The sequence below is a fragment of the Corynebacterium sp. HMSC059E07 genome (genome assembly GCF_001814395.1).
GTDB classification, from domain to species: domain Bacteria; phylum Actinomycetota; class Actinomycetes; order Mycobacteriales; family Mycobacteriaceae; genus Corynebacterium; species Corynebacterium hesseae.
In genome coordinates this window covers 1-26,897 of sequence record NZ_KV816314.1, presented here as the reverse complement: position 1 = coordinate 26,897, position 26,897 = coordinate 1, and the positions used below count along the sequence as shown (strand labels likewise).

The 26,897-nt window shown below is 62.4% G+C and carries 25 protein-coding genes; 17 read left to right on the top strand and 8 right to left on the bottom strand.

Annotation, left to right across the window (positions count from 1 at the left end):
* The first annotated feature begins 1 nt into the window (after position 1).
* Genes folB through HMPREF2967_RS07020 form a run of 7 tightly spaced genes read left to right on the top strand, consistent with a single transcriptional unit; the run spans position 2 to position 4,966 of the window.
* Positions 2 to 373 carry a dihydroneopterin aldolase gene (gene folB, locus HMPREF2967_RS07050; protein WP_070564117.1) on the top strand — a complete coding sequence of 124 codons (372 nt, stop codon included), beginning with the start codon at positions 2 to 4 and terminating at the stop codon, positions 371 to 373.
* Complete coding sequence (gene folK / locus HMPREF2967_RS07045; protein ID WP_070562358.1) at positions 373 to 843, top strand: 2-amino-4-hydroxy-6-hydroxymethyldihydropteridine diphosphokinase; 471 nt, start codon at positions 373 to 375, stop codon at positions 841 to 843. The genes folB and folK overlap by 1 nt, the downstream gene beginning before the upstream one ends.
* A 3-nt stretch (positions 844 to 846) precedes the next feature.
* Positions 847 to 1,320, top strand: coding sequence for a DUF3180 domain-containing protein (locus HMPREF2967_RS07040; RefSeq protein ID WP_070685755.1), 474 nt, complete (start codon positions 847 to 849; stop codon positions 1,318 to 1,320).
* A 5-nt stretch (positions 1,321 to 1,325) separates the two neighbouring features.
* Positions 1,326 to 2,543: a DUF6779 domain-containing protein gene (locus HMPREF2967_RS07035; RefSeq protein ID WP_070596956.1), complete on the top strand. Its 1,218-nt coding sequence runs from the start codon at positions 1,326 to 1,328 to the stop codon at positions 2,541 to 2,543.
* Positions 2,544 to 3,224, top strand: a complete 681-nt coding sequence (locus tag HMPREF2967_RS07030; protein ID WP_083304495.1) for a 6PGD fold domain-containing protein — start codon at positions 2,544 to 2,546, stop codon at positions 3,222 to 3,224.
* The gene (locus HMPREF2967_RS07025; RefSeq protein ID WP_369816026.1) at positions 3,206 to 3,979 is read left to right on the top strand and encodes a pantoate--beta-alanine ligase; all 774 of its coding nucleotides are present in this window, start codon (positions 3,206 to 3,208) and stop codon (positions 3,977 to 3,979) included. The genes HMPREF2967_RS07030 and HMPREF2967_RS07025 overlap by 19 nt, the downstream gene beginning before the upstream one ends.
* Positions 3,980 to 4,018: 39 nt before the next feature.
* The gene (locus HMPREF2967_RS07020) at positions 4,019 to 4,966 is read left to right on the top strand and encodes a 2-dehydropantoate 2-reductase (RefSeq protein ID WP_070623001.1); all 948 of its coding nucleotides are present in this window, start codon (positions 4,019 to 4,021) and stop codon (positions 4,964 to 4,966) included.
* A 27-nt stretch (positions 4,967 to 4,993) separates the two neighbouring features.
* On the opposite strand, the gene HMPREF2967_RS07015 is transcribed toward HMPREF2967_RS07020, so the two are convergent.
* Positions 4,994 to 7,090 carry a PhoX family protein gene (locus HMPREF2967_RS07015; RefSeq protein ID WP_070564108.1) on the bottom strand — a complete coding sequence of 699 codons (2,097 nt, stop codon included), beginning with the start codon at positions 7,088 to 7,090 and terminating at the stop codon, positions 4,994 to 4,996.
* A 187-nt stretch (positions 7,091 to 7,277) separates the two neighbouring features.
* Between HMPREF2967_RS07015 and lysS the strand changes: the two genes are divergently transcribed.
* From lysS to HMPREF2967_RS06995, 4 genes are all read left to right on the top strand, one after another.
* Positions 7,278 to 8,852, top strand: a complete 1,575-nt coding sequence (lysS, locus tag HMPREF2967_RS07010; RefSeq protein ID WP_070562346.1) for a lysine--tRNA ligase — start codon at positions 7,278 to 7,280, stop codon at positions 8,850 to 8,852.
* Positions 8,853 to 9,022: 170 nt separating this feature from the next.
* Positions 9,023 to 9,982 carry a hypothetical protein gene (locus HMPREF2967_RS13105; RefSeq protein WP_070532267.1) on the top strand — a complete coding sequence of 320 codons (960 nt, stop codon included), beginning with the start codon at positions 9,023 to 9,025 and terminating at the stop codon, positions 9,980 to 9,982.
* Between the two features lie 31 nt (positions 9,983 to 10,013).
* A complete protein-coding gene (locus HMPREF2967_RS07000; protein ID WP_070685753.1) occupies positions 10,014 to 10,958 on the top strand; it encodes a hypothetical protein in 945 nt (314 codons plus the stop codon).
* A gap of 158 nt (positions 10,959 to 11,116) precedes the next feature.
* The gene (locus tag HMPREF2967_RS06995) at positions 11,117 to 12,517 is read left to right on the top strand and encodes an MDR family MFS transporter (protein WP_070685812.1); all 1,401 of its coding nucleotides are present in this window, start codon (positions 11,117 to 11,119) and stop codon (positions 12,515 to 12,517) included.
* On the opposite strand, the gene HMPREF2967_RS06990 is transcribed toward HMPREF2967_RS06995, so the two are convergent.
* Complete coding sequence (locus HMPREF2967_RS06990; protein ID WP_070685747.1) at positions 12,514 to 13,773, bottom strand: serine/threonine protein kinase; 1,260 nt, start codon at positions 13,771 to 13,773, stop codon at positions 12,514 to 12,516. The two genes, HMPREF2967_RS06995 and HMPREF2967_RS06990, sit on opposite strands and share 4 nt — an antisense overlap.
* A 254-nt stretch (positions 13,774 to 14,027) precedes the next feature.
* Here HMPREF2967_RS06990 and HMPREF2967_RS06985 point away from each other — a divergent pair, with 254 nt between their 5' ends.
* The gene (locus HMPREF2967_RS06985; RefSeq protein WP_070685745.1) at positions 14,028 to 16,805 is read left to right on the top strand and encodes an ATP-dependent Clp protease ATP-binding subunit; all 2,778 of its coding nucleotides are present in this window, start codon (positions 14,028 to 14,030) and stop codon (positions 16,803 to 16,805) included.
* A 143-nt stretch (positions 16,806 to 16,948) separates the two neighbouring features.
* Here HMPREF2967_RS06985 and HMPREF2967_RS06980 read toward each other — a convergent pair whose 3' ends face one another.
* The 3 genes from HMPREF2967_RS06980 to HMPREF2967_RS06970 form a co-directional block, all read right to left on the bottom strand.
* The gene (locus HMPREF2967_RS06980; RefSeq protein WP_070522760.1) at positions 16,949 to 17,839 is read right to left on the bottom strand and encodes a cation diffusion facilitator family transporter; all 891 of its coding nucleotides are present in this window, start codon (positions 17,837 to 17,839) and stop codon (positions 16,949 to 16,951) included.
* Positions 17,840 to 17,919: 80 nt separating this feature from the next.
* Positions 17,920 to 18,780 (bottom strand): hypothetical protein, encoded by an 861-nt coding sequence (locus HMPREF2967_RS06975; protein ID WP_070522763.1) that lies wholly within the window; start codon positions 18,778 to 18,780, stop codon positions 17,920 to 17,922.
* The gene (locus tag HMPREF2967_RS06970; RefSeq protein WP_070532271.1) at positions 18,780 to 19,340 is read right to left on the bottom strand and encodes a hypothetical protein; all 561 of its coding nucleotides are present in this window, start codon (positions 19,338 to 19,340) and stop codon (positions 18,780 to 18,782) included. Before HMPREF2967_RS06970 ends, HMPREF2967_RS06975 begins: the two co-directional genes overlap by 1 nt.
* 84 nt (positions 19,341 to 19,424) lie before the next feature.
* Here HMPREF2967_RS06970 and HMPREF2967_RS06965 point away from each other — a divergent pair, with 84 nt between their 5' ends.
* Positions 19,425 to 20,306: a DUF1266 domain-containing protein gene (locus tag HMPREF2967_RS06965; RefSeq protein ID WP_369816025.1), complete on the top strand. Its 882-nt coding sequence runs from the start codon at positions 19,425 to 19,427 to the stop codon at positions 20,304 to 20,306.
* Positions 20,307 to 20,309: 3 nt separating this feature from the next.
* Here the strand turns inward: HMPREF2967_RS06965 and HMPREF2967_RS06960 are convergent, their stop codons facing one another.
* Positions 20,310 to 21,536 (bottom strand): lipase family protein, encoded by a 1,227-nt coding sequence (locus tag HMPREF2967_RS06960; RefSeq protein ID WP_070685743.1) that lies wholly within the window; start codon positions 21,534 to 21,536, stop codon positions 20,310 to 20,312.
* 78 nt (positions 21,537 to 21,614) lie between these two features.
* Here HMPREF2967_RS06960 and HMPREF2967_RS12840 point away from each other — a divergent pair, with 78 nt between their 5' ends.
* Positions 21,615 to 21,785: a DUF4236 domain-containing protein gene (locus tag HMPREF2967_RS12840; RefSeq protein WP_083299135.1), complete on the top strand. Its 171-nt coding sequence runs from the start codon at positions 21,615 to 21,617 to the stop codon at positions 21,783 to 21,785.
* Positions 21,785 to 23,101 carry a threonine/serine exporter family protein gene (locus tag HMPREF2967_RS06955; RefSeq protein WP_070532280.1) on the top strand — a complete coding sequence of 439 codons (1,317 nt, stop codon included), beginning with the start codon at positions 21,785 to 21,787 and terminating at the stop codon, positions 23,099 to 23,101. Before HMPREF2967_RS12840 ends, HMPREF2967_RS06955 begins: the two co-directional genes overlap by 1 nt.
* Here the strand turns inward: HMPREF2967_RS06955 and HMPREF2967_RS06950 are convergent.
* Complete coding sequence (locus tag HMPREF2967_RS06950) at positions 23,067 to 23,927, bottom strand: HhH-GPD family protein (protein ID WP_070685741.1); 861 nt, start codon at positions 23,925 to 23,927, stop codon at positions 23,067 to 23,069. The two genes, HMPREF2967_RS06955 and HMPREF2967_RS06950, sit on opposite strands and share 35 nt — an antisense overlap.
* A gap of 41 nt (positions 23,928 to 23,968) precedes the next feature.
* On the opposite strand from HMPREF2967_RS06950, the gene HMPREF2967_RS06945 reads away from it, so the two are divergent.
* Together HMPREF2967_RS06945 and HMPREF2967_RS06940 are read left to right on the top strand one after the other, a co-directional pair.
* The gene (locus tag HMPREF2967_RS06945) at positions 23,969 to 24,592 is read left to right on the top strand and encodes a carbonic anhydrase (RefSeq protein ID WP_070562329.1); all 624 of its coding nucleotides are present in this window, start codon (positions 23,969 to 23,971) and stop codon (positions 24,590 to 24,592) included.
* 102 nt (positions 24,593 to 24,694) lie between these two features.
* On the top strand, positions 24,695 to 25,447 hold the full coding sequence (locus tag HMPREF2967_RS06940; RefSeq protein WP_070685739.1) for a hypothetical protein: 753 nt from the start codon (positions 24,695 to 24,697) through the stop codon (positions 25,445 to 25,447).
* Here the strand turns inward: HMPREF2967_RS06940 and radA are convergent.
* Complete coding sequence (gene radA / locus HMPREF2967_RS06935; protein WP_070685737.1) at positions 25,434 to 26,816, bottom strand: DNA repair protein RadA; 1,383 nt, start codon at positions 26,814 to 26,816, stop codon at positions 25,434 to 25,436. The two genes, HMPREF2967_RS06940 and radA, sit on opposite strands and share 14 nt — an antisense overlap.
* Between the last annotated feature and the right edge of the window lie 81 nt (positions 26,817 to 26,897).

Genomic DNA, 26,897 nt, shown 5'->3' with positions numbered 1-26,897 from the left:
CATGGCGGATCGCATCGAGCTCACCGGTCTGGAATGCTTTGGCTACCACGGCGTCTTCGAAGAAGAGAAGAAGACGGGGCAGCCCTTCATCGTGGACGTCACATGTTGGTTGGACACCGCGGGCATCGAGGATGACCTGTCCCGTACAGTGAATTACGCCGAGCTTGCCGACGTCGCCGCAAACATCGTCGAAGGCCCCTCCCGCGATCTCATCGAAACGGTGGCCGCTGAAGTCGCCGAGACCGCGATGCAGCGCTTCGAGATCCTCCACGCCATCGAGGTGACGATCCACAAGCCGAAGGCACCCATCCCGCGCACCTTTGCCGACGTCGCCGTCGTAGCGCGCCGCTCCCGGAAGCGGATGGCAGGCTAATGCGCGCTGTCTTGTCCATCGGCTCCAACATGGAGGACCGCCGCGCACTCCTGCAGACCGTTTTCGATGAATTCGCCGCCGAGACCGTTGCGGCCTCCCCGGTCTATGCCACCCCGCCGTGGGGCGTGACCGACCAAGATGAATTCCTCAACGCAGTGCTTATCGTGGACGTGGACTGCACTCCGCTGGAGCTGCTGCGCCGTGGCCAGAAGTTGGAAGAAGCCGCCGAGCGCGTACGCGTGCGGCATTGGGGTCCGCGCACCTTGGACGTGGACATCGTGCAGATAGACGGCGTTACCTCTGATGATCCGGAGCTCACCCTCCCGCACCCCTATGCGCACGAGCGCGCCTTCGTGCTCGTGCCGTGGTTGGCTGCGGATGAGCACGCACGACTCAACGGCACCCCGGTGCGCGAGCTCATCGCGGGCCTCGATGAGGACGAGGTCGCAGCGGTGAAGGAAGTGGGGTAGGCGATGAAGAGGACGTCGATCGGCGCGCTCGTCGGCGTGGCCCTCTTCGTGGCCGCAGCGGCCGCCATCCTCACCACCCGCTTTTATGGCTCAATGCTGGCCATTCCGGCGACGGTGTCAATTTCCCTGTGGGCCATGGCGCTGGTCTGCGTGCTGTTGACCCTCAAGGTGCGCGGCGCCAAGGACGATGAGCATGGCATCGGCCTGGATAGCTCGCAGCTGAATCCCATGACCATCGCACAATTCCTGCTCGTCGGTAAAGCCTCCGCGTGGACCGGCGCCATCGTGGGCGGGGCCTATGCGGGAATGGCGGTCTATGTCGTGCCGCGCGCCGGCGAGCTCGTTGCTGCGGCCGGTGACCTGGCCGGGGTGGTGACCTCAGCGCTGGGTGGTGCCGCGATGTGCGTTGCCGGAGTGGTGTTGGAGCGACACTGCGAGGTGCCACCTCCATCTGATGGTGCACAAGCGGTAAGTTAGTGGGCATGACGAGTCCGAACCACGCCCCTGAGCCCCAGCACGAGTCGGCCCCGGATGATCGCCCGACGACCCAGTTTTCTGTACAGCCGGACTCCCAGCCGCCAACGTCGGTGGAGTCTTCCCAGTCCGGTTCGAAGACGGACGCCGGTTCCATCGGACTCATCGTCTTGGTCATTCTCGCGGTCATTGCCAGCCTGGTCATGCTGATTTCGGGCTCGGCGAATGCGCTGAAGATCGCCTTGCTCGCCTCCCTGTGGGCCGCGGTTCTGGGCTTCTTCCTGGTGGTGCGCTACCGCCGTCAGGCCCATGAAGCCAACGAGCTTCTGGCGGTGGAGCGCGCCCATGCCGCTTCCTCGCTGACCGCCTCCGGATCTTCCACAGCAGACAACAGCCAGGTCCTGGCGGAGATCCGTTCTGAGCTGGAGGCCATCCGCGCCCAAATCGAGGAGATCTCGGGGCGCGAGTGGGTCTACGAACCTGCCGCCCTGTACGCGGAGGCCCGCCGTATCCAGGAGCTGGAGCGCAAGGCCGGTGGCGCGAGCGTGGATGAGCGCGGCGATGCGCCCACCGTGAACTTCACCCAGAAGTCCGGCGGCGCGCCGTCTGCCGACGCCGTGGCAGGCCGCCTCGGCTCGCAGCCGACCCACCCGGTGAGCAACCCGCTGGACAACCTGTTGGCGGATAATGCCCGTGCTAACGCCCAGCAGCCGGCTGCGGAGCCAGGCGCGAAGCCTGCTCAGCAACCCACTCCGAAGCCAGCCGAGCAGCCCGCCGCGAAGCCCGCCGGGAAATCCGCAGAACAGCAGGGCGCCCGCCCAGCCCCATCGCCCTTCGGCGCGCCGCAGCCTTCTCAGAACCGTCCCTCGGCGTTTCGCCCAATGACCGAAACGCAGCCTCAGCCGCAGGCGGCACAACAGAAGCCGCAGCCGAAGCCTCAACCCCAGCCGAAGGCTGAGAAGCCACAGCCCCAGCCAAAGGCGCCGGAGTTCAAGACCGATAGCTTCCAAGCCGTGCAGTGGAACCAGGGCGCCGCGGGCGGGCAGCACGTCAAGTCGAACCCTGCCCCCGCGCAGCCGCACCACCGCCACCGCAAGCCGGAGGCTGACACCGCACAGCCCAGCACCCGTGGCCGCCGCCGCAGCGATGAGCACCGCGAGGGCGCGGTCTCCGTGGCGGAGCTCATGGCGCGCAGGAAGCAGCAGAACAAGGGTGACAAGAAGTAGATGCAGGCACCACGCATGCGGGTGGCGGTCTGGGGTAACTCCCGAGCCGGCCTTAACTTCGCACGGCGCCTCGAGTGGGCCGGCCACACCATCGAGAGCCTTGAGGACCCCTCCGAGTTGGACCGCTTCGATGCGCTGCTTCTCGCCGTGACGGCTCGGGAGCTGGAGGGGGCTGTGGGGGACGTCGCCAAGCACGTTCGCCCCAGGCAGATAGTCATCCATACCTCGTTGTTAGCCGGCGTGGAGGCGCTCGATGAACTAGAGACGCGAGGCTGCCTGACCATAGCCGCCGCACCCATGGGTTGGGAATCGTGTGCGATAAGCACCCTCGATGAGGTGACAGACACCGTCATCGGGCTGCTGCTGACGGAGATTCATATGACCCCGGAACACCTGCCGGAGGAGCAGCGCCTTGAGCGTGCCGCGCGGATGTACTACGCGGAGATGCTCTGGGCGTTGCACAGTAGGGCGGCGCTTGCGGCGAAGATCATCGATGATTTTCCTAGCCACGTGCCCGACCTGGATACCGGGGACATTATCGATGCTTACCCGGCCGCCGTGGAGCTGGGCATGGCGCGCAACTACCGTGACGTCGCCCGCATGGTGGGCGAGCAGGAGAGGATTGAGGAATTGGAACTGTGGGCAGTCAGAAAGGAAGCGCCGTGGCAGAACAACTCCTAGTGGAGGATATCGAGCGCATCCGCATGGTCGGCAGCGCCTACCGCAAGACGGGCAAGCGCGTGGTGCTCGTGCCGCTGGGCCGCGATATTCATGCGGGGCACCTTGCCTTGGTGCAAGCGGCGCAGCGCGTGCGCGGCGGCATCGTGGTCGTGGCTGTGGACCCGGAGACGGACATCTCTGCCCTCGACGGTGTTGATGTGGTGTGGCGCTACGGCGAGCAGAGCCAGCGCACGCGGATCCTCGCACCCGACCACGGCATGGAGGACGTGAGCGCGGAGCTGACCCGCATTGTGGCGCTGACCTGTGCTTTGGGGCCCAGCGATGTGCTCATGGGGGAGAAGGACTACGAGCTGCTCGTGGCCACCCAGCAGGCCTTTACGGACCTCCACATCGCAGCGCGTGTCCAGGGCCTGCCCTCGGTGCGCATGCCCGATGGCGTGGTGATGAGCCTGCGCAACGCCGACGTCGCACCGGAGGCCCGTGAGCAAGCCAGCGCGCTGTCGGCGGCACTCACCGCCGGTGCGTACGCGGCGGAGTCCGGGGCCGAAGAGGTCGTGCGCGTGGCACGTGAAGTGTTGGCCGCCGCGGGCGTGGAGCCGGAGTACGTGGAGCTGCGCGGGCGCGACCTGGGTGAGGCCCCCGCAGAGGGCGATGCCCGCCTCTTTATCGCAGCCACCATCGGCGGCGTGCGGCTTATCGATAACGCGGGCGTGCCGTTGGGCATTGGCTTCCGTAACTTAGAACAGCGCGGATAAAAGTCTGTGGCGCAGGTCTCCACCAGTTAGGTTGGAGGCATGAAGATTGGAATTCTGGGAGCCGGCGCCATCGGCGGATACTTTGGCGGAAAACTGAAAGCAGCGGGCCACGACGTCGCCTTCGTCGCTCGCGGTGAGACCTTGCGGGTGTTGGGGGAGACGGGCGTGACGCTGATCGACGCCCACGCGGAACCCACCACCACCGAGGTCATTAAGGTCCCGGCTGCCCAAACTTTTGCTGAGGTCAAAGAACTCTTGGGTGGGCTGGACGTGGCGGTTATTGCGTCGAAGGCGCTGCCGGGCAACGAGACCTTTGGCAGCGCGGAGGACCGAGAGGCCCTACAGGGGATCCCGGTGGTGACCACGCACAACTCGGTTGAGATTCCCTACCTGGCGGCCGAGGAATTCGGGGAGGAAAACATCCTTGCCGGTGTCGCCCGCGTTTACGCCACCCGCCTGGGACCGGCTCAGATCAAGCGCAACCCAGGGCCCTTGGCTTTGGCTTTTGGTCCGCTGAGTGCTGAGGCGCCGGAGTCGCTGCGCCGTACGGGCGAGGAGCTGGCGGCCGCGTTGAAAAAGTCTGGGGCCTCCAGCAAGTTCCACGACGCCGCGTTTGTCGACGTCTGGTCGAAAGCCATGTTCGTCACCCCGACAGGCACTCTAGGCACCTTGGTGGACAAACCGATTGGGTACCTCTGCCAGGAAATCCCCGGCCAGCTCGAGGCCTTCATGCGGGAAGTTGAGGCCGTCGGGCGCGCACTCGGCGTGGAGCTACCAGAGAACGTGGTGGAACAGACCATGGAGTTTGCCCGCCAGCAGCACCCGGACAGCACGTCCTCAATGCAGCGCGATATCAAGGAAGGATTGCCCAACGAATTAGACGCCCAGGTCGGAGCGATCCGACGCATGGGCGTCAAAGCTGGGGTTGCAACCCCGTTGTGGGACTTCGCACAGGAGGTGCTGGAGGCGCAGCTGCGCACCGCCTAAGAGTGCGCACTACGCAGCGTCGGTGCCTTATTCGGTACCGATCTTGCCGCCCTTCTTCCACACCACAACCACGGCCGGGCGCGGGGTGGACTTACCGCCATCAGGCCAGTGGGAGGTGGCCTTGTCGAAGGTGGCGTCATCAGACTCGCCCGGGTGCTGAACGTTGACCATGACGCGGTCATCGTCGACGATCGGGCCACAGGTCTCCGCGCCCGCCGGGACGGTGAGGAAGCACTTGAGCTCGCCGCGGGTCTCGCCCTCGGTGGTCACGGCGTAGAGGCCGTCGTTAGAGTCCAGCGCGTTGCCGTCAGTGGAGATCCACAGGTTGCCGTGGTTGTCGAAGGCCAGGTTATCCGGGCAGGAAATCGGGGAGACCTTCTCCTTGTCGAAGCCACCGAAGTAGGTGCTGGCCTCACGCGGGTCACCGCAGACTAGGAAGAGGTTCCAGGTGAACTTCTCACCGGCGTGGTCATCCTCGAGCTCCATGACGAGGCCGTTCTTGTTCTCCTTGACCGGAGCCCATTCCTTGGCGTCTTCCTTGTTCTTCTTAGCGTTCTCGCCGGTGGCGCCGCGGTACTTATTGTTGGTCAGCGCGATGTAGACCTTCTCGGTCTCCGGGTGAACCTGGACGTCTTCCGGGCGGTCCATCTTGGTGGCGCCCACCTTGTCGGCGGCCTCACGGGTAAAGACGGCGACCTCTTCGGCGGACATGCCGTCCACGTGGGACTCGAACTTGTTGTTCTCAGTATCGGAGGTCAGCAGCTTGACCCACTCGCCGCTGCCATCGAAAGCGCCGTCCTCCGGCAGGACACCAGAGCCGTCGATTTCCTTCTCCGGGGAGTTGCCCTCCATCTTGGCCACGTACAAGGTGCCGTGGTCCAGGATGGTCATGTTGTGCTCGAGATCGCCTTCCTTGTACTTCTTGGTGGAGACGAACTTGTAGACGTACTCGAAGCGGGAGTCATCGCCGGAGTAGCACACCACGGTGCCATCCTTGGTGATGTGGATGTTGCCGGCCTCGTGTTTGAAGCGGCCCACTGCGGTGTGCTTAATCGGGGTGGACTTCGGGTCCAGCGGGTTGATCTCCACGAGCCAGCCAAAGCGGTTCGGCTCGTTCGGCTCCTTGGTCACATCAAAGCGGGCATCGTACTTTTCCCACTTGCGGTCGGACGGGCCTTCCTCGATGCCGAAGCGCTTGAGGGATTCAGCAGCCTTCTTATCCTTGATGTCGCCGCCGGCGAAGTATTGGTCGAAGTTCTCTTCGCCGGAGAGCATGGTGTTCCACGGGGTCACGCCGCCGGAGCAGTTGTTGAGGGTACCCAGGACCTTCTCACCCTTCGGGTCGGCGGAGGTCTTCACCAGGTCAGTGCCCTTAGCTGGGCCCACCAGGGTGAACGGGGTGGTGGCGGTGATGCGGCGGTTGAGCGGGCCGAACTCACGCTTGAGCTCGCCGGAGCCCTTGACCTTGGACACCTCGAGGATAGTGTGGCCGTGACCGGCCCAGCCGATCTTCACCTGTTCCTCGGTGGGGTTCTCCGGATCGTAGTCCGGGAACATCATCGGCTCGGTGGTGTACTCGTGCGAGCACATGTAGATCATGCGGTTCTTGTCATCCGGGTGCTCGATGAGGCCGGCGAAGTCATTGTTGAAGCCGAACTGCTTCTCCGCCGCTTCGGCGGTCTGGTTGTTGACGTCGAATTCCGGAGCGCCCTCGATGACTGGGTCACCCCAGGCAATCAGAACGGACTGCTCATAGCCCTTCGGGATGACGACCTCATCCTTGGTATTGGCCTCAACGGCTTCAAAGTGCATGCCTTCGGCGGAGGTGAGCTCGATGTCGGAGCCCTTAACTTCGCTGGTCTTGTTGGAGGAGCCGCCCGCCGCAGACCCGTTGTCATCCGGAGCAGCGCATGCAGCCAGCGCAGAGGAACCACCAACGGCGACGACAGCCAAGCCACCGGCGCGCAGGGCGGTACGGCGGGAGAACTGGTCGCCGAAGTAAGGGTTGTCGGAGGTGTTCTCGCATTCGCCGAAACAGGCATTACCGCACTTGTAGGTGCAGGTAAGAGAAGAACGAGACGAGGTGAACATGTTAGCCAAGAGATTACGGCCGTTGAGTGCCATGAAAGTTATGCTCCAAAAATCGAAAATCGTTGGTTGCGCAAGGGGATGTCGCAACGAAGTGTCGCAACGGACGTCATGAGTTAATACGGTTGAGATGACCGCGCGGTTGATCCTGTCTAACCGCTAGATGAACACTCTGTGAACCGGGATCGCGCCAGCGTATAGGGATCGACTACCCTAGACAACCGTGAGCGAGAAGAAGAATACTGAAGTTACTGACGTCCCCGAGCAGCTGCGCATTCGCCGCGAGAAGCGTGCCCGACTGTTGGAGTCCGGCACCGAGCCCTATCCGGTGACCGTAGACCGCACGATCTCCTTGCGGGATCTCCGCCAGCAGTTCCAGGTGGTGGCCGAAGGTGAGGAGCCAGCCGCGGAAGAGGGCGTCACCTACCTCAGCGCTGGTGAGGAGACTGACGTTGAGGTGGCCATCGCCGGCCGCCTCATCTTCATGCGCAATACCGGCAAGCTGTGCTTCGCCACCCTGCAGGATGGCGACGGAACCCAGGTGCAGGCCATGCTGTCCCTTGCAGAGGTAGGGGAGGAGCGCCTCGCCGCGTGGAAGTCCGACGTTGACTTGGGTGATTTCATCTCCGTGCGCGGCCGAGTTATTGCCTCGCGCCGCGGCGAGCTCTCCGTCATGGCTAGCGAATGGACCATGGCGGCGAAGTCCTTGCGCCCGCTTCCGGTGTCCTTCGCTGACATGAATGAGGAAACCCGCGTGCGCCAGCGCTACAACGACCTCATCGTGCGCGAGGAAGCCCGCAAGAATGCCATGACCCGCGTCAAGGTCATGCGTGCACTGCGCAACTACCTGGAGGATGAGGGCTTCGTAGAGATCGAAACCCCGATGCTGCAGACCCTCCACGGCGGTGCAGCAGCCCGCCCGTTCGTAACGCACTCCAATGCTTTGGACATTGACCTGTACCTGCGCATCGCGCCGGAGCTCTTCCTTAAGCGCGCCGTCGTCGGCGGCATCGATCGCGTCTTTGAGATTAACCGCAACTTCCGCAACGAGGGCGTCGACCGCTCCCACTCCCCGGAATTCGCCATGCTGGAGACCTACGCCGCGTGGGGCGACTACAACGATTGCGCCCGTACTACCCGCGAGTCCATCCAGTCGGTGGCACGTGCGGTCTTCGGTTCCACCACCGTTACTTTGGCGGATGGCACTGAGTATGACTTCGGTGGTGAAGAGTGGCCGGAGATTGAAATGTACCCCTCACTCAACGAGGCTCTGCAACGCAAGTTCCCGGGCCAGCCGGAGGTCACCATTGACTCCACCGTCGAGGAGCTCAAGGCGCTTGCCGACGTCATCGGGCTCGACGTCCCGAAGGGCGGCGGCTGGGGCCACGGCAAACTGGTGGAAGAGATCTGGGAGGTGCTCTGCGAGGACCAGCTTGAGGGCCCGATCTTTGTGAAGAACTTCCCGGTCGAGACCTCTCCGCTGACCCGCCAGCACCGCTCCCTGCCGGGTGTGACCGAGAAGTGGGATCTCTACGTGCGCGGCTTCGAGCTGGCTACCGGATACTCGGAGCTGGTGGATCCCGTTATCCAGCGCGAGCGCTTTGAGGATCAGGCGCGCTTGGCCGCCGGCGGTGATGAGGAAGCCATGGTCTTGGACGAGGACTTCCTCGCCGCCATGGAGCAGGGAATGCCTCCGACAGCCGGCACGGGCATGGGCATCGACCGCCTGCTCATGGCCCTGACTGGCCTGGGTATCCGTGAGACCGTGCTCTTCCCGATTGTGAAGCCGGAGAAGTAGGCCCGAGGCCAACTCGCACAGAGCTCACCCCGCGGCACATTCCGCGCGCAACGCACAAGCCACCAGCCCCACAGCTGAAGGCTTGTGCGTTGTTGTTTTGCAGCCTCCAGTTTGTTGCCGCAGCGCACATCACTCAGCGAGAAGCCTGCCTGCGTGGAAAAATACAAAGCATGAAAAAGCTACTCTCTCTTCTCACACTGCCGCTTGTAACGGCTGGCTTGGTTGCGTGTTCTTCTGATGAAGGAACCGAGGAAACCCATCGATTCGAAGTTGTGGAGTCCTCCGGTTCTCAAAGCAGTGCGCAAAGCTCTGAAAGCGCCGAAGAAAGCGATTCCACAGATCGCGAGCCGGAGTTTGGCTCTCAATCTTCCGGACTCAAAGAGCGCGATGCCGAGGACTTCCGCGCCACTGGGTTCAGGTATGAGACCACGGTTGCTTGGGGAGTGAGGAGCCCAGACGGCAGGGTGTCGTGTTCTCTGACTGAGGGCTCTAAAGGGCCTTGGTGCAGCGTTGGCTTTGAGAACCCGCCTATCCTGCCTGACCCCGAGAACCCGCAATGGGAAGCGAACATGGTTTCCTTCAAAGATGGCGCAGGCTTCTTCCCCAACGGCGTGGTGGATGCCGGCGACCAGGTTCCATCGCAGCAGCTGGGGGAAGGCGAGAAGGTCGAAATAGACGGTGTGGTTTTTGAAGCCCCCAGCGCAGATGAATTCACCGTTCAGGCCCAAGGGCACCAGTTCACCGTGAAATACGGCGGCCAGTTTTCGGCGGATACCTATCCTTTTAAACCGGACTCCAATGGCTATGCGCCCGTGGGTACCGTCTGCGGCGAGGCTGACACCAATTTTGGCCGTCAGAAAGTCTTTGTGCAGACAGACGGGACGAATTGCACGACTGCAATGGACATCGTGGACAAGTACTTCAACTACGAGTGGGACATCAAAGAAATGAACTCTCGCGGAATTTTGGAGCTTGACGGCTGGAAGTGTTCCTACCGAGAACCGGAGTACATTGACATGCCGGATCCGGATGCACGCCGTCTGCACTGCGGTGATTTGTCCGGTAATGGTCGGGTCATTCTTCTCGACGCTGTACACCCAGATGTTCCGAAATACACATATAACTACTAGCGCAGCACTAATTCGTGGGACGATGATTGTTATGAAGAAGCTTCTCTCTATCCTTTCTGCCTCCCTCATGGCCTGCGCCGTGGCTTCGTGTTCTTCCACGAGCGAACCGGCGGGCGATGAGCCACAGTTTCAACAGAACTCAGCCAGCTCCACTAGCTCTGAGTCTGCCTCCAGTAGCTCTACTGAGGCCGCGGCGTCGAGCAGCGCCAAGCCCGATAAAGACAAACCCGGCGGATTGAAGGAACGCGATCCGAAGGACTTTATGGCCGGCGGTGATCGGGCGAGTATTCCGAACCCCATCCCGGCCGTCAAGAGCCCTGATGGGCGCGTCCTCTGCCTCATTCACGAAGAGACTGACGGCCCAAACTGCAAGGTGGAGTTTGCTGATCCGCCAATCTATCCAGGACCGGTCATGCAGAGCTGGAGGTCAAACGCGGTGAGCTACCGCAGTGAACGTGGCTTCTTCCCGGTGTGGGCCATCGAGTTCTATAGGCCCACCGAGGTTGAAACGCTCAACGAGGGCGAGACCGTTCGCTTTGATGGTGGAACCTTTGAGGCACGCAGCGGCAATGAGTTCATGGTCAAGACGAATGGGCACCACTTCACCGTCAAGGATGATGGCGAGTACTACTCCGATACCTTCCCGGCGAAGCCAGATGCGGATGGCATTGCCAACACCGGTGCGGTGTGTGGTGAGAGCGGCACGCGTGGTGAAGACACCGGTTTGGTCTACGTGCAAGAGGACGGCACGAATTGCAATGACGCCATGGAATTGCTGGATGAATACGCCAACCATGATTGGCAGCCTGCCGAGGGCGGAAGCCGTGGCCACCTCGAGACCGACCTAGGCCACTGTGCCTACGGTGCGCCGAAACTGTGGGAGGATACCCCAGAAAACCGGCTGCTGGGCTGCAGCCTGGATAGCGGTGGCAGCGTCGTGGTCATCACGTCCCGCAACATGGAAACGATTCCTTAAAACCCCACCACCTGCCGGGGAGCGAGGAAACCTCGCTGCCCTGGCTCATGTGGCATCCCCGGCTAGCTTGCGAGTACTCTAAACTCCTTGCGCGCTGACATCGGAAGCGTTGGCGCGAGTATCCCCAGAGCAGAGAAAAGAAAGGTGTGGCTGGCCGCATGTCCGCTGAGATTCCCTCCAAGGTAGTCATCAACCTCAGCATCCTGGTGCTGGGAGCGATGGTCATGATTCTCAACGAGACCTCGCTGTCCGTCGCACTACCAGCCATCATGGCGGACTATGGCATCCCCGCCACGAGCGCACAGTGGTTGTTGACGGGATTCATGCTCACCATGGCCGTCGTCATTCCGACCACCGGTTACCTGCTGGAGAGGCTCACCACGCGCCAGATTTTCTTCGCCTCTGCCGGGTTCTTCCTGGCAGGCACCGTGGTGGCGGCCCTTGCGCCGAGCTTCGTCGCTCTGCTCCTCGGGCGCGTCCTGCAAGCAGGCGGGACTGCGTTGATGATCCCCACTCTCATGACCGTGGCCATGACTCTGGTCCCACCGCAGCGCCGCGGCACGGTGATGGGCATTATTTCTGTGGTTATTTCCGTCGCCCCGGCGCTGGGCCCCACGGTCGGCGGGGCAATCCTCAACCGCTTCACCTGGCACGTCATTTTTTGGGCCATGGTGCCGCTCATCGCTCTCATCCTGGTGGCTGGTCTCTGGCGCCTGAGTGATGTGGGTGAGAACCGCGATACCCCACTCGACGGTCCCTCCGTACTCCTTTCTGCTTGTGCATTTGGCGGTCTGATCTATGGTTTGTCTTCGATTGAAAAGATGCTGCAGGGTGGCGCCTGGGTAGACATCGCCGTCACCGTGGTGGGCGTCATCGCGCTCATCGTCTTCATCCGCCGGCAGCGGCGTCTGGCGCTCGAGGATCGTGCACTAATGGATATGCGCCCCTTCCGCGTTCGCAACTTCACGCTCGCGGTGCTCATCCTGGTATTGTCCTTCGGCCTGATGCTGGGAATGGTTACGGTCTTGCCCATCTACCTGCAGACCACCCTGGGCGTCACCGCCTTTGCCACGGGTTTGGCGGTGATGCCGGGTGGAATTCTCCAAGCATTTCTTTCCCCGATTGTGGGCCGACTCTTCGATTCCTATGGCCCGCGCCCGCTCATGATTCCGGGCTCGCTGTTTATGGTGGCCAGCCTGTGGCTCTTGGCCACCTTGGGTGAGGACTCAGCCGTGTGGATGGTTGTGGGCATGCACGTTCTTTTCTCCTTCGGCATGTGCCTGATGATGACGCCGTTGATGACAACAGCGCTGTCCTCGCTTCCGGAGAAGCTGTATTCGCACGGGTCGGCCATCATGAACACCTTCCAGCAACTGGCGGGTGCGATGGGAACGGCCTTCCTCGTTGTCTTCCTCACGCGCGGCACCCAGGCCGGTGTCGCGGCGGGGATGGGACCAGCCGCAGCGACGGCACAGGGAACGCACTGGGCTTTCCTCTTCGCTGGCGTGGCCGGCACCGCCATTGCGGTGATTGCGCCGCTGCTCAAGCGCGTGAATTAGCACAGCGGCATGTTCAGGCGAAGCTCCTCTGCATCCTCGCCCCACACGAGAACGGCGTCGGTCGAGTCCTCGGCGCCCATGTAGAATACCGGCTCGGTGTCGGAAACGTCGTAGCTGCGCACGGTGCACTGTCCGTTGGACAGTTCCTGTGCATCCTGCGTCGGGGCGGCTGCATCGCGCTTGGCGACGTCCCCGTACCGCGCCACGGAGTAGCCCACACCGTCACCAACGCAGGTGATTTTCGCGTCCTGACCATCTTCCGGTTCGCGGGCATCGCAGGTGGCACCGCTGAAGCCTTCCCCGCCGGGACGGGAGCTGATGAGTCCCGGGTGATCGTCGACAAGCGCCTGCTCCGCCTCGGACCACGCCGGCCGCCCCAAGAAGAACCACAGTAGGCCGCCGATCAGAGCTAAGAGGAGAAGCCCCACGCCGAGCCCGGTGAAGACTTTCTTCTTCGAGGTCGACTTGCGCTTGGTGGAGCCTTTCGCGGGAGCGGGAGCTGCGACCTGCGGTTGGGGCTGCGTTCCCCACCCCTCCTGCGGGGCGGGGGAGTAAGGCTGTTCTGGCTGCCACTGCGGTGTGCCCGTTGCGGCGGTGTTCGTGCCACTGGTATTCGCGCCAGCCGTGTTCGTGCTGGTCGTGCCCGCGCTACGCAGCGAATCAACGACGGCAGCAGCCGAGGGGTAGGCGGCAGCTGCGCGGAAGGAAGGGCAGGCGGCGGCGACGATGCGCGCGAGGCGGTCGATTGCTTCTTTCGCTGTTGCGTTGGGAGCTTCGTTAGTTGAGGCTGGTCCGACCGCAGCGAAGAAGGCATTCGAGCGGTTATCGGTCAGGATGATGCGACGCGGATTGAGCGCGCGGATGGCGTAGTTGGCGCGGCCCTTGTTGAGCAGAAAATCGGTGGCGTCTGCCAATGGAGCAAAGACGGCGAGGGCTTCCTCCCGGGACAGGTGGTGCGCGCCAACGCCGGAAGAGGTGAAGTTAGAAAGCTGCTCGCCCGGCAGACTGCGGCGCACAAAGAATTCCTGACCGCTGTTCATCGTGCCTGTGCCCACGATGGGTGCGATGGCGCTGTGCTGTAGCTGCCCCATAATGCCGGACTGGCGGAGTACGCCGCGGTGCTCCGGGGCGTAGATTTCCACGAGCATCTCATCGTGTGAGGGATCTTCTACGAGGAAGAGCGTGGAGTCGGCTCCTTGGTCCAAGACTGCCTTTTGGCGCAGCTGGTGCTGGGTGGTGAAAAATTCTGGGAGCATAGACACGGTGAGGGGAAATCCTTCGCGGAGAGTCGACGATGAGATTTATAGAATCCTCTTCATTCTAAGGGGATGAAGCCTCCATGGCAGGCTGGTGCGTGATGCGGGCTTTCTACTGCCTGTTCGCTACCGGCGTACAGTGCCGTTGCCTGCGGAAACGGGGATTTAGGGGAAGTGGGGAGAAAAATCGTGAATGGAGTGTCCGCCCCGCGCGTTAGAGTGGATGACACATTTAAAGCGAAAGGTAAGAGGTAATGTTCGAGAGGTTTACTGACCGTGCTCGCCGCGTCATCGTTTTGGCGCAGGAGGAAGCACGCATGCTCAACCACAATTACATCGGCACCGAGCACATCCTCCTGGGGCTTATCCATGAAGGTGAAGGTGTAGCAGCCAAGGCCTTGGAGTCCATGGGCATCTCGCTGGAGGATGTCCGCCGTGAGGTGGAAGAGATCATTGGTCAAGGTTCTCAGCCGCACACAGGCCACATCCCATTTACCCCGCGCGCCAAGAAGGTCCTCGAGCTCTCGCTGCGTGAGGGCCTCCAGATGGGGCACAAATACATTGGCACCGAGTTCCTGCTCCTCGGCCTCATCCGTGAGGGTGATGGTGTGGCTGCGCAGGTGCTGACCAAGTTGGGTGCTGACTTGCCGCGCGTTCGCCAGCAGGTTATCCAGCTGCTCTCCGGATATGAGGGCAACGAGGGCGAAGGCAACCAGTCCCAGGGCGGTGCCGGCCCGGTTGGCGCTGGTGCTGGCGCTGGCCAGGGCGGCCGTGGCGGCTCGGGCGGCTCCGGTGAGCGTTCCAACTCTCTGGTGCTGGACCAGTTCGGCCGCAACCTCACCCAGGCTGCGCGCGATGGCAAGCTGGACCCAGTGGTGGGCCGCGATTCCGAGATCGAGCGCATTATGCAGGTGCTGTCCCGCCGCACGAAGAATAACCCGGTGCTCATCGGTGAGCCCGGCGTGGGTAAAACCGCCGTGGTCGAAGGCTTGGCTCTCGATATCGTCAACGGCAAGGTCCCGGAGACCCTCAAGGATAAGCAGCTCTACTCGCTGGACCTGGGCTCCCTGGTGGCCGGTTCGCGCTACCGCGGTGACTTTGAGGAACGCCTGAAGAAGGTGCTCAAGGAGATTAACCAGCGCGGTGACATCATCCTCTTCATCGATGAGATCCACACCTTGGTCGGCGCCGGTGCCGCCGAGGGCGCTATCGACGCCGCGTCGCTGCTGAAGCCGAAGCTGGCCCGTGGCGAGCTGCAGACCATCGGTGCCACCACGCTGGATGAGTACCGCAAGCACATTGAGAAGGACGCCGCTCTCGAGCGCCGCTTCCAGCCGGTCAAGGTGGAAGAGCCTTCTCTCGATGACACCATCCTCATCCTCAAAGGCCTGCGCGATAAGTACGAGGCACACCACCGTGTCTCCTATACCGACGAGGCACTGAAGGCGGCGGCCTCCCTGTCTGACCGCTACATCAACGACCGCTTCCTGCCGGATAAGGCCGTGGACCTCCTCGATGAGGCCGGTGCCCGCATGCGTATCAAGCGCATGACCGCTCCGGAGGGCCTGCGCGAGGTCGATGACCGCATCGCTGAGGTCCGCAAGGAGAAGGAAGCTGCGATCGACGCCCAGGACTTTGAGAAGGCCGCTGGCTTGCGCGATAAGGAGCGCAAGCTGGGTGAAGAGCGCGCGGAGAAGGAAAAGCAGTGGCGTTCCGGTGACCTAGAGGAGATCGCTGAGGTCGGTGAGGAACAGATCGCAGAGGTCCTGGCTCACTGGACTGGCATTCCGGTTCTCAAGCTCACGGAGAAGGAATCCAACCGCCTCCTCAACATGGAGGAGGAGCTGCACAAGCGCATCATTGGCCAGGACGAAGCCGTCAAGGCTGTGTCCCGCGCCATTCGCCGCACCCGTGCTGGTCTGAAGGATCCGCGCCGTCCTTCCGGTTCCTTCATCTTCGCCGGCCCGTCCGGTGTGGGTAAGACGGAGTTGTCGAAGTCCTTGGCTAACTTCCTCTTCGGTTCGGATGATGACCTTATCCAGATCGATATGGGTGAGTTCCACGACCGCTTCACCGCCTCCCGTCTCTTCGGTGCTCCTCCGGGATACGTCGGCTACGAGGAAGGCGGCCAGCTGACGGAGAAGGTCCGCCGTAAGCCGTTCTCCGTGGTCCTCTTCGACGAGATCGAGAAGGCCCACAAGGAGATCTACAACACCTTGCTGCAGGTGCTGGAGGACGGCCGCCTGACCGATGGCCAGGGCCGCATCGTGGACTTCAAGAATACGGTGCTCATCTTCACCTCCAACCTGGGCACCCAGGACATCTCGAAGGCCGTGGGCTTGGGCTTCACCGGCTCCTCGGAGAATGATTCGGATGCGCAGTATGAGCGCATGAAGAACAAGGTCAACGACGAGCTGAAGAAGCACTTCCGCCCTGAGTTCCTCAACCGTATCGATGAGATTGTGGTCTTCCACCAGCTCACCCAGGAGCAGATCGTCGAGATGGTGGAGCTGCTCATCGGACGCGTCGAGAAGCAGCTTTCCGAGCGTGACATGGGCATCGAGCTCACCCAGAAGGCCAAGGATCTTCTTGCCAAGCGTGGCTTCGATCCGGTCTTGGGCGCTCGCCCGTTGCGCCGCACCATCCAGCGCGAGATTGAGGACCAGCTCTCCGAGAAGATCCTCTTCGGTGAAATTGGCGCCGGTGAGATCATCACCGTGGACGTTGAAGGCTGGGACGGCGAGTCTAAGGACAACTCTTCCGCAACCTTCACTTTCACCCCGCGTCCGCGCCCGTTGCCGGAGGATACCTTCGATAAGGAGCTCGAGGAGACCGCCGTGCGTGAGGCCGATGAGGAACTCGCCACCGAGATCGATGAGGAGTCCCACGGTCCGGATTCCGATGGTCCTGACACCGTCACCCCGGACGTCCTCGACGAGTCTGGTAGCGATTCCGCCGAGGAATCCCACAACAACGATGGTGATGACGGCAATCCGCCGCCGGCTGGTGCCGGTGCTGGCCAGCCGCTCTAAGCGCTGACTTGGGCCCCGCGCTGGGCCTATAAGGATTAGCCCCGAACCGCATGCGAGTGACACTCCGTGCGGTTCGGGGCTTTCTTTGCGTGACCGGTGGGCGGGACGGCCCGGTGGGCGGCGTGCCCACAACTAGAACAGAATCAGCACACTGTCTCGTGGGATTCGTGTTCTGGGGGCTCGATTTGGATGGTGGAGTGCTCGATGCCATGTTCGCGCAGAACGTGCTGGGCGGCATCTAACAGCGGACCGGTGTCGACGGTGCCGTCGCGCACGATGTGCACGGTCGTGAGAACGTTGACTCCGTCCAGGCTCCACAGGTGCAGGTCATGGATGTCGGCAACGCCTTCGACCCGACGCAGCACGGGTTCGATCACGCTGGCGTCGAAGCCCGCCGGAACCTGCTCGAGCAGAACGCTTGCCGACAACCGCATGAGCTGCCACGCGCGTGGGAGCACCATCGCCGCGATGACTAAAGAGGCGATCACGTCCGCCGCCACAAATCCCGTGGTCAGCACCACGATGCCCGCTACGATCACCGCGACCGAGCCGAGCAAGTCCACCAGTACGTGTAAGAACGCGCCTTCCACGTTGATCGAGGACTCGCGGTGCCGGTGCAGCACCCACGCCGAGAGCGCATTGGCTACCAGGCCGATCACCGCGATGATCAGCATCGCCTTGCCCTGTACCTCGGCCGGGCTCTGCAGGCGGCGCACCGCCTCGACGACAATCCACACTGAGATTGCCAGCACCATTACTGCGTTGGCTAGCGCCGCAAGTACCTCTACTCGCCGGTAGCCGTAGGTGGCCTGGGCTGATGCTTGGCGCCGCCCAACCAACACTGCGATCACCGCAATGATGAGTCCCGCGGCGTCGGAAAGCATGTGCATCGCATCCGCCATCAGTGCCATCGAGCCCGCCAACCATCCGCCGATTAGCTCCGCGAAGAAGACAATGCCGGTAATACTGAGCGCAATCAGGAGCGCGCGCAGCGGCGTGCTGGAGTGATCATGGTCGTGGTGCTCGTGTGCCATGCACTCAGCCTATCACCACCAACGCTTATTGACAATAAAATGAAAACGTATGGCGGCGGGCAAAAGTGTGCGTTCTAGCTCTACTTGGCCACGCCGAGGTCTACCAGAGCTTTCTTTGCTACTTCAGGGTCATCACTCTTGATCATGTACTCAACGATTCCCTTATCATCCGCGAGGATCTCCTGAACAGTGAAGATGGCCTCCAATCGCTGTGCCTTGAATGTGGAACCGCGCGTTGATTCTGCCGGAATCTCAGCGGCGTCCAAGACGGGCTTGCCGTCACGAACGGCGGCGGTGGCAGCAGGATCATCGGTGAAGACTACATAACCAACCTCAGGCGCCTTCGTAGTATCCACGGAACAGTTGGTGCCCTTCGCTTCTGGGGCAGGGGAGTTATCCGCGCCGTAGTAGCTGAACATCACTTCATAATCTGTGCACACTTCCACGAAGTCAGCAATCGGCTCGGGCGCATGGTCGGTAGGAGTGAGGCCGCTTTGAGCGTCGCCAGCAGTATCGCCACCGGTCTCGCCGGCGGTGTCACCGTTGGAAGCCCCGGAATCGGCAGGTGCTTCAGCGGCGGGCTGCGCAGGCGCGGCGGAATCCTCAGACTTGTCACCAAAGAGGGCATCTTTAGCTGCGACGTAACCAATCGCTACCACCACGATGACCGCGATTACTAGCGGAAGGAGCAACAGCTGCTTCTTTACACTGAGGCCTTGCTTCGGGGCATCGGTATGGGAACCTGTCGTGCCTGCGGTGGGGTTCGACGTGGAGGCGGTGCCTGATGCATTCTTCGAAGCTGCGCCTGGGTCTAGTAGTTCGCCATGCTTGATGAAATGGCGGTAGCCATTATCCGCAACTGTCTGGCCTTCTTTGATGTGTGATGTGTCTTCCGCCCCGTTAAGGTGATCGGGCGAACCCGGGTATGCAAGTCGGCTCATTATTCAGTCCACCACCGTGAATCAATATCGGAATACAGGGAGCGCATCGACTCAACGTGCTCTTCAAAGCTATTGCGATTGAGACGGTGCTTGTTTTCTTTCCACCGCTTAAAAAGCTCCTCCGAAGACACCGCGCGCGAGGCCTCCGTTCGTGCCTCCCGGCCTGCGGTCAGGGCCCACTGGGCGGCAAACTGCACGCGACGCGCGGCCTTTTCCGTGAACCCGCTCCACACTTTGTATGTGTTGTAGAGTTGAGCCACGACGGCCCAGCCATCCTGGTAGGGCAGAACTGTGACGTTGCCCAGGTTGTCAAGTTCAAGGAACTCAAAATGAGATGGATCCTTCTTATCGGCGGTCACGAGGATCCTTCGGTTGGTGACAAACGCGGCACCATCCACCCCGCTAGCTTTCGTAGCGGCGGCTTCCAGCACAATCTCGTCGACACCAAGGCCTTCTACAACGGCTGCGGCGGCAGCGTGCACAATCTCGGAATCACCAGCACGTTTAAGCGCAGCACCGAGATCTGGCCGGTCTGTCATTGCAATTTGGGGTCCTGTCATGCACACGAGACTAACAACACATCAAAAACTGTGACTGGGTGCGCTGAATTATGGTGTAGATCACCCCCAGCATAGGGGTGATGGATGGGGCACCACGGAACCGTGCCAGAAACCTCGGTACGTTGTGTGGGTATGAGCTCAACGTTCACGCCAGCAAAGTTTGATGATACTTGGATCTACCGCCTTACAAAGTTCCCGTGGCCGGAACCGGCGCCGAGCAAAGATGAGGTGCGCCGACACTCTTGGGGAATGACGTACAAGAGCAATAAGGCGTTTGCGACCCCGCTAGGGGTTGAGGCCATCAACGCAAGGGCGGCCAAATACTACAAAACATCTCTCGAGCAAAACTGGGGGGTCACTGGTGCACAGGAAGCGTATCAAGTTATTGATGCTCTGCTCGAAGGTGGCCAGCACGTGGAAAATGACCTGGTTTTACCCCTCGCATACGCCGTGAAGAACGTCCCCGAGCGCGAGCTAGACGCGGAAGTGGAGGAAAAGGTCGAGTTCCTCAAAGACTTCTTTATTGCCCAAGGCGCGGATCCGCGTCTTGGAGAACATAAGTTCCGCTACCTCGTAAGGATGTTGCGCTCGGAGGGCTTTGCCAAAGCAGCGGCCCCGGCACTGCCCACCACTACGCGCGCATGGGACATAATCCGTGTTCACGCCGTTGGTGGCCCGGCAACGGAGCTGGGGTGGATCTCTCCAGAAGAGTTCCTTCAGATTTCAGACAAGGCCGTGGCGGCGCTGCAGCGCTACTTCGTGTCGTGGGCTGACGTAGCCGCAAGTTTCTGGTGGGGTCGAATGATCTGGGCAAGTGATGGTGAGCCCGACGTTGTCGCTGCGATGAAGGATCAATCGCAACGGCTCACCGAGCTGCTCGCACACAGTGATTCGCCTTGGGTGCGCGTGCCCTTGCACGACATCCAGGCCGAGGAGCCATTCTCATCCTTGGGCGGTTTGCACTAAGCCTTAGGACGCTTGGCAGTTAGAGGGTGCGGGGACATCCTTGAAGCGGTCGATCAGATAGTCCACGCCGCGTGGAACCGAGCTGATGATGCCAACGGCGTGGTTGGCCCCAGAGTGGGGAAGAACGTCGACGGGGTCGGCGGCTTCAAACTGGACGGTGCCGCCGAGTGAACAGTAGCTACCGGCCATCGCGCGAGCTTGCTCGTAGGGGATGAGGTCATCGGTGGGGGAGTTCATGACCAGCATCGGGGCGTTGAGGGCACGCTGGCCCAGTCGTTGCTCCGCAAGCATCTGGGCGGCAGCCGGTTTGCGGCGCACGAGTTCGCCGAAGGACTCGCCCGTCTTGGTCAGCTGGCTGGTGCGGGTAAAGCCCCACGTCGCAATCGAATCACCAATGCAGGCGTGGGCGGCGCTGGCAAGGAAGTGCATGCCGCGCGGGTTCATCTCGGTGACGATCTCGTTATAAAACTCAGGGCTGCGCTCCGCATAGCCGTTGATGGCATAGCCCAACACGTGAACGATGGAGGAGCCATCGACCGCGTTCATGACCTCGAAAAGATCGGCCGGCGGGGCACCGGCGTAGGTGCCCTTGACGTTGAGCTCGGGCGCATAGGTTTCCGCGTACTCGGCTGCGGCCGCGGCCGCACCGCCTCCTTGGGAGTAGCCGGCAAAACCTACGGGGGCATCGGCCGGCGCGTTCGCGTGGCGGAGGGTGGCGCGGGCGGCGTCGAGAACCGCGTGTGCTTCCTCGATGTGGTTGACATAGGTGTGGTGACCTGGTGTGCCGAGACCAACCAGGTCCGTCGTGACCACGCGCACGCCCTGTTGCGCGGCGTATTGATAGAGCGCGTACTCGTAGTTCATATTGAGGGTGACCTGGTTGGCCGGACCCAGAGCGAGGTTGCCCACCGATTGTGCGGCATTGGACGGTGCACACTGATCACCTGCGCCGCGGGTGCCGGGTGCGAAGACGATGGTGGGGCGCTCACCCGGGCCGCTCCAGGCAGCGGAAGGCTCGTAGATGACACCGGTAACCGTGGCGGGGGAGCCATCCATGAGCGTGGACTCATAGGAGATCTTCTCCGCAGAGACGCCGGAGACACCTGCGAGGTGGTCAATCGGATGGGCAGAGGTCGGCGTGCCGGGTGTAGCCGATGCTGTGACGGGCAACAGCGCAGAAGCCGCCAGCGTAAGGGCCGCCACGAGCGCGCGAGGAGAGATTAGATTCATGCCGTAAGGGTAATCGCTCTGTCGCCGGTACGCAGCGACTTCGCTGCGCTGAGACGTCGCTGCGCTAAGCTAGCGCGCATGGGCATTTATTTTCGCAAGCGCAAGAAGACCGGAAAAAACAGCTGGATCAATCTCTCCGGCTCCGGTGCCTCGATGTCGACAAAGGTCGGTCCCGTGACCTTTAACTCCCGCGGCGGCATGTGGGTCAATCTTCCCGGTGGACTGAACTTCCGGGGGCGCTGGCGCTAATGACTTCTCACCCCAGCAGCGACTATGTCCGTATGGGGTACGAGGCCGACGTCGTCCTGCGCCTAGGCATGATGCTCATGGGTGCGGGAACGTCCGGCTACCGCGTGCTGCGCGGCATGAAACGTGCCGCCCGCGCGCTCGGCTTTGATCGGCTCGACGCCAACGTTGGCGTCACACAGATCACCTGTACGTTCCACCGTGGCCGCGACTTCCGCACGGTGGTGGCGCAACAGCATTCGCCGGCTGTCGACGCTTCCCGGATCGAAGCCCTTGAGGACCTGACCCACCACCGGCTGTACGCGGGCATCACGGCGGAAGAACTCACAAAGATGCTCGACGTCATCGAGGCCAACGTGGTCAAGCGGTGGAACCGCTGGCTCCTAGCTGCGGCGGCGTCCATTGCGTGCGCCTCTTTCGCGGTCCTGAACTTCTTTACGCCGCTGGCGATTCTGCTGGTAGCCCTCGCCGCCTTTTGTGGTCAGCTCACCCGCGCGGTTTTGCACGGCAAACACGTCCACCAGCTGGGTTGCATCGTGGCGGCCGGAACGGTGGCCAGCCTCGTGTACTTCTTCACCACCGAGGCCGTGGCCGCCGCCGGGGTGGCGGACCCGTCAGAGTTTTCCTCGGGCTACGTGGCCGCGGTGCTCTTCCTCATTCCCGGCTTCCCGCTGTTCTCCGCGCTCATTGACCTCGCGCGCTTCGACTTCGAGGCCGGGCTATCCCGCCTGACCTATGCGCTGACGGTGATCACCGCCGCCACCTTTACCGTGGCCCTGGTCAGCTGGACCACGGAGCTCACACCGGAACCGGGCATCCCGGACTATGCGCCGGTGTGGTACCTCGCCGCCGCGGCGGCCAGCTTCCTGGGCATTTCCGGATTCGCGTTCCTCTTTAATTCCTCGCGCCGCATGGTGCTCGTGGCGGCTGCGGTGGGCACGGTGGCCAACCTCGTACGCCTTATCCTTATCGGGGTCGGGGCCACAAGCTACGTCGGAGCGTTCGCCGGCGGTCTCATCGTGGGGCTCTTGGGCGCGGTGGCCTCCAAGCGCGCGCATCTACCGCGCATCACCACGACGGTGCCGGCGTCCGTCATCATGATCCCGGGAACCTCCATGTTCCGCACGGTTTATCACCTTAATGTGGGCAACATGGACCAGGCGTTGAACAACTTCGCCACTGCCTCGATGGCCGTGGCGGCCATTGGTTGCGGGCTCATCCTCGCCCGCCTGCTGACTGACCGCGATTGGACCTTCGGCCACCTCATCGATTTCTCGCACGTGCCTAGTGCGGCAGGTGAAACAGGCCCTGCTCGTTGATGTCCATTAGGCCATCGTCGATAAGCGAGGCCTGCGCCCGCGAGCGCTGCGCCGCGTCCGGCCACACCGCATCCAGGTCGGCCTGGGAAACTGGGTGGGGTGAGCCGCGGAGGACGTCGAGAAGCAGCCCGCGCACCTGCCGGTCCGTGCCGGTGAACTTCTGCACGCGCTTCTTTGCCCGCGCCGCTTCCTCCTCGCTGGGTTCCGGACAGCCCGCGAGCTGCCACGCGCACGAGGCCTTGATGGGGCAGGCGGCGCAGTCGGGGTTCTTGGCCGTGCACACCAAGGCACCAAGTTCCATGAGCGCGGCGGAAAAACGCGGCCCATTCTTCTCCGGAAGCAATGCTTCCACCTGCGCCAGCTCGCGTTTTGCGGGAGGCGGCGCGAGGAAGCGGCCCTCCTCGGCGCGGGCGTAAACGCGGCGCACGTTGGTATCCACCACCGGAACGTTGTGGCCAAAATGGAAACACGCCACGGCGCGCGCGGTGTACTCACCGATCCCGGGCAACGCCAAGAGCTTGTCGACGTCCCCCGGGACCGGCCCCTCACCAATCTCCTTCGCGCACTCCCACAAGCGCAGCGCGCGGCGCGGGTAGCCCAGCTTTCCCCAGGCGCGCAGTACGTCCGCTTTGGACGCCGCCGCGAGGTCGTGTGGGGTGGGCCAGCGGCGCATCCACTCCTCCCACTGTGGGGCCACGCGTGCGACGGGGGTCTGTTGGCTCATGACCTCGCTTAAGAGCACACCCCACGCCGAGGTACCCGGCCGGCGCCACGGCAGGGGGCGCTCATGGGCATCGAACCATTCCACGACAGCTTGGGTATCCATAGGCACCTCAGTGTAGGGCTCTGAGGGCTAAGCTAAGAAACATGCCTCTAGCAAAAGTTCCTCAAAATCCACAGAAAGTGTGGGAAGCCCTCCAGCAAGGTAATCAACGCCTCGTTACGGGCAACCTCATCGCCGTTAACCAGGACGCGAAGCTGCGCGCTGGCCTGACCCAGGGCCAGGATCCGCGCGTCATCGTATTGGCCTGCTCGGACTCCCGCGCGCCGATCGAGCACGTGTTCAACATTGGTTTCGGCGATGCCTTCGTCATCCGTACCGCGGGCCACATTTTGGACAGCGCGGTGATGGCCTCGCTGGATTATGCCTTAGAAAACCTCCACGCCAACCTGCTCGTTGTCATGGGACATCAGTCCTGCGGCGCAGTGGGCGCGGCCAAGGACTTCCTGGATGGTGGCGAATTGCCCACGGGCCTGCAGCGCCCGATCATCGAGCAAGTTGCCGCGGCCTCGATGGTGGCCAAGCGTGATGGCCGCGAAGATCGCGCTGACTTCGAGCGCGAAAACACCGCGCAGGTGGTTTCCCAGATCATCTCCGATATTCCGGCTGCACGCCGGCTTCTCGACGCCGGAACGCTCGGCATCGTCGGCCTGCGCTACCTCCTTGAGGATTCCAGCGTGGAAACCGTCGTCCTGCACGGAGTTCATTAGCCCCGGGCGCTGGGCGGGCCCCAAGCGCGTAGAAGCCGCTGCTCAAGACACGCGGCTTTGGGCTGGCCCGGGTTGGGCTTAAGTCCCCTTAAACTAAGACCTGTGACTGAGCCATCCCGTACCCCGAAGCAGCTGCCGCGAGAGATCTACGTGCGTCGTCGCGTCGCCGCACTCGTGGCGATCTTGGTACTCGTGGTTGTTCTTATCTTCGCTGCCACCGCGCTCTTTGGCGGTTCGAAGGAGGACTCGGCGGCCGAGTCGCAGCAGGCAGCGGCTTCGGATACCTTGGCCCCCTCGGAGAATACAACCTCCGCAGCGGAAACGGCGGAGTCCACCTCAGCCAAGGAATCCACTGAAGCGACGGGTTCGACGGAACCGGCTAAATCCGAGGCGGGCGAGTCCGGCAAGGAAGAACCAACGTCAGAGGCGAAGCCGGATGAGCTGACCGTGGACCCGTCCAAGACGACGTGCTCCCTCCAGGACCTCAAGGTGCTGGCTAAGACCAATGAGGACAGCGTCCCGGCCGGTAAGATGCCGACCTTCTACCTGGAGGTTTTTAACCCGACGACAAAGGATTGCTCCATCGACCTCGATGAAGAGCAGCTGCGCTTTGAGGTTTACAAGATGGGCTCTAACGAGCGCGTGTGGGCCGATACTGACTGCTATGCCTCTGTAGAAACTGGCAAGCAGACCTTCAAGTCCGGTGAGACCCGCTACTTCCAGGCGGATTGGTCCCGCAAGCGCTCCGAACCGGGCAAGTGTACCGAGCGTGAGGAAGCCGAGCCGGGTGCTTACTTCCTGCATACCGTCATCGGGGAAAACTACTCCCCAGCGTTGCCGTTTAACTTGCTTTAAGCGCTGCAATCGCCTCGCTCAGCGTTGCGGCTTGGCGCACCTGCATGCCGCCGCCGATCTCTACCTTTCCGGGCGGGACGATGGCGTAGCGGTAACCCAAACGGGACGCTTCTGCCAAGCGGCGGTCTAGGTTCGGCACACGGCGAACTTCGCCAGCTAGGCCCACCTCACCGATGACCACCGTCTTCGGTGGTAGCGGCTGCTCGTGCAAGGAGGACCACGTGGCGAGCGCTACGGCAAGATCCGTGGCTGGTTCCTGAATCTTCATCCCTCCCACTGTGGCCACGTAGGCGTCCTTATCGTTGGTGCGCTCGCCCGCGCGGGCCTGCAGCACCGCGAGCACCATAGGGACGCGGTTGGCGTCGAGCCCCGTCACCACGCGCCGTGGGTTCTTGGCCACGGGATCGACGGTCAACGCTTGTACCTCGGCCAAGATGGGGCGCACACCATCCATGGCGACGGTCACCGCGGAGCCATCCGGGGTGCTGCCGCGGTGGGAAAGAAAGAGCCCGGAAGGATCCGCGACCTCCCTGATTCCGGCCGCTGTCTGTTCGAAGCAACCCATCTCATCGGTAGCGCCAAAGCGGTTCTTCAGGCCGCGAAGCAGCCGCAGTGAGGATTGGCGGTCACCTTCAAAGTTCAAGACAACGTCCACGAGGTGCTCGAGCACGCGTGGTCCGGCGACGTTGCCGTCCTTGGTCACGTGCCCGACGAGGAGGATAGGGATGCCGGTGGTTTTGGCTAGCGTGGTCAGCGCTGCGGTCACAGCCCGTGACTGCGCTACGCCGCCAGCGACGCCTTCGACCCCGGCGGCGTGCATGGTTTGGACGGAGTCCACGATGAGCAGACTGGGCTTAAGCTGCTCTACATGGCCAAAGACGACGTCCAGGTTTGACTCGGCTGCAAGGTAGAGCGTCTCATGCAGCGCCCCGGTGCGCTCCGCGCGGGCGCGAACCTGCCCGGCGGATTCCTCCGCGGTGGCGTACAGGGCGGTGCGGCCCAACTGTGCCCAGCGGGAGGCTACCTCCAGTAACAGCGTGGATTTGCCGACTCCCGGCTCTCCCGCCATGAGCACGACCGAACCAGGGACGATGCCGCGGCCGAGAACGCGGTCGAGCTCCCCGATGCCGGTATTGATGGCCTTCGTCGCTGATGCGCCGACCTTCGTTATCGGCACCGCCGGGCTCGTCGGAGTCAAGCCTGTGGGGCGCCGCCCAGACACGGCGGCTTGGGCGGCGGTACTGCTGTGAGCCGCCGCGGTTTCCTGCAGCGTCCCCCACGAGCCGCACTCAGGGCAGCGGCCAAGCCACTTGGGGGAGACGAAGCCACACTCAGAACACGTGTGGACGGGACGAACCTTTTTTGCCATGTCTCACACTCTAGTAAGCCGCGTGGACATCGACGTTAGCCTGTAAGTGTGATGTCTAGGGACTTTTTGGACACGGAGTCC

Coding starts and splice junctions, on each gene's coding strand:
- HMPREF2967_RS06950 (WP_070685741.1), bottom strand. CDS start 23,927: ATGGATACCCAAGCTGTCGTGGAATGGTTCGATGCCCATGAGCGCCCC.
- HMPREF2967_RS06955 (WP_070532280.1), top strand. CDS start 21,785: ATGACTTCTCACCCCAGCAGCGACTATGTCCGTATGGGGTACGAGGCC.
- HMPREF2967_RS06960 (WP_070685743.1), bottom strand. CDS start 21,536: ATGAATCTAATCTCTCCTCGCGCGCTCGTGGCGGCCCTTACGCTGGCG.
- HMPREF2967_RS06995 (WP_070685812.1), top strand. CDS start 11,117: ATGTCCGCTGAGATTCCCTCCAAGGTAGTCATCAACCTCAGCATCCTG.
- HMPREF2967_RS12840 (WP_083299135.1), top strand. CDS start 21,615: ATGGGCATTTATTTTCGCAAGCGCAAGAAGACCGGAAAAAACAGCTGG.
- HMPREF2967_RS06945 (WP_070562329.1), top strand. CDS start 23,969: ATGCCTCTAGCAAAAGTTCCTCAAAATCCACAGAAAGTGTGGGAAGCC.
- folB (WP_070564117.1), top strand. CDS start 2: ATGGCGGATCGCATCGAGCTCACCGGTCTGGAATGCTTTGGCTACCAC.
- radA (WP_070685737.1), bottom strand. CDS start 26,816: ATGGCAAAAAAGGTTCGTCCCGTCCACACGTGTTCTGAGTGTGGCTTC.
- HMPREF2967_RS06990 (WP_070685747.1), bottom strand. CDS start 13,773: ATGCTCCCAGAATTTTTCACCACCCAGCACCAGCTGCGCCAAAAGGCA.
- HMPREF2967_RS06975 (WP_070522763.1), bottom strand. CDS start 18,780: ATGAGCCGACTTGCATACCCGGGTTCGCCCGATCACCTTAACGGGGCG.
- HMPREF2967_RS07035 (WP_070596956.1), top strand. CDS start 1,326: ATGACGAGTCCGAACCACGCCCCTGAGCCCCAGCACGAGTCGGCCCCG.
- HMPREF2967_RS06965 (WP_369816025.1), top strand. CDS start 19,425: ATGGGGCACCACGGAACCGTGCCAGAAACCTCGGTACGTTGTGTGGGT.
- HMPREF2967_RS07040 (WP_070685755.1), top strand. CDS start 847: ATGAAGAGGACGTCGATCGGCGCGCTCGTCGGCGTGGCCCTCTTCGTG.
- HMPREF2967_RS13105 (WP_070532267.1), top strand. CDS start 9,023: ATGAAAAAGCTACTCTCTCTTCTCACACTGCCGCTTGTAACGGCTGGC.
- HMPREF2967_RS07000 (WP_070685753.1), top strand. CDS start 10,014: ATGAAGAAGCTTCTCTCTATCCTTTCTGCCTCCCTCATGGCCTGCGCC.
- folK (WP_070562358.1), top strand. CDS start 373: ATGCGCGCTGTCTTGTCCATCGGCTCCAACATGGAGGACCGCCGCGCA.
- HMPREF2967_RS06980 (WP_070522760.1), bottom strand. CDS start 17,839: ATGGCACACGAGCACCACGACCATGATCACTCCAGCACGCCGCTGCGC.
- HMPREF2967_RS07030 (WP_083304495.1), top strand. CDS start 2,544: ATGCAGGCACCACGCATGCGGGTGGCGGTCTGGGGTAACTCCCGAGCC.
- HMPREF2967_RS06970 (WP_070532271.1), bottom strand. CDS start 19,340: ATGACAGGACCCCAAATTGCAATGACAGACCGGCCAGATCTCGGTGCT.
- HMPREF2967_RS07015 (WP_070564108.1), bottom strand. CDS start 7,090: ATGGCACTCAACGGCCGTAATCTCTTGGCTAACATGTTCACCTCGTCT.
- HMPREF2967_RS07020 (WP_070623001.1), top strand. CDS start 4,019: ATGAAGATTGGAATTCTGGGAGCCGGCGCCATCGGCGGATACTTTGGC.
- HMPREF2967_RS06985 (WP_070685745.1), top strand. CDS start 14,028: ATGTTCGAGAGGTTTACTGACCGTGCTCGCCGCGTCATCGTTTTGGCG.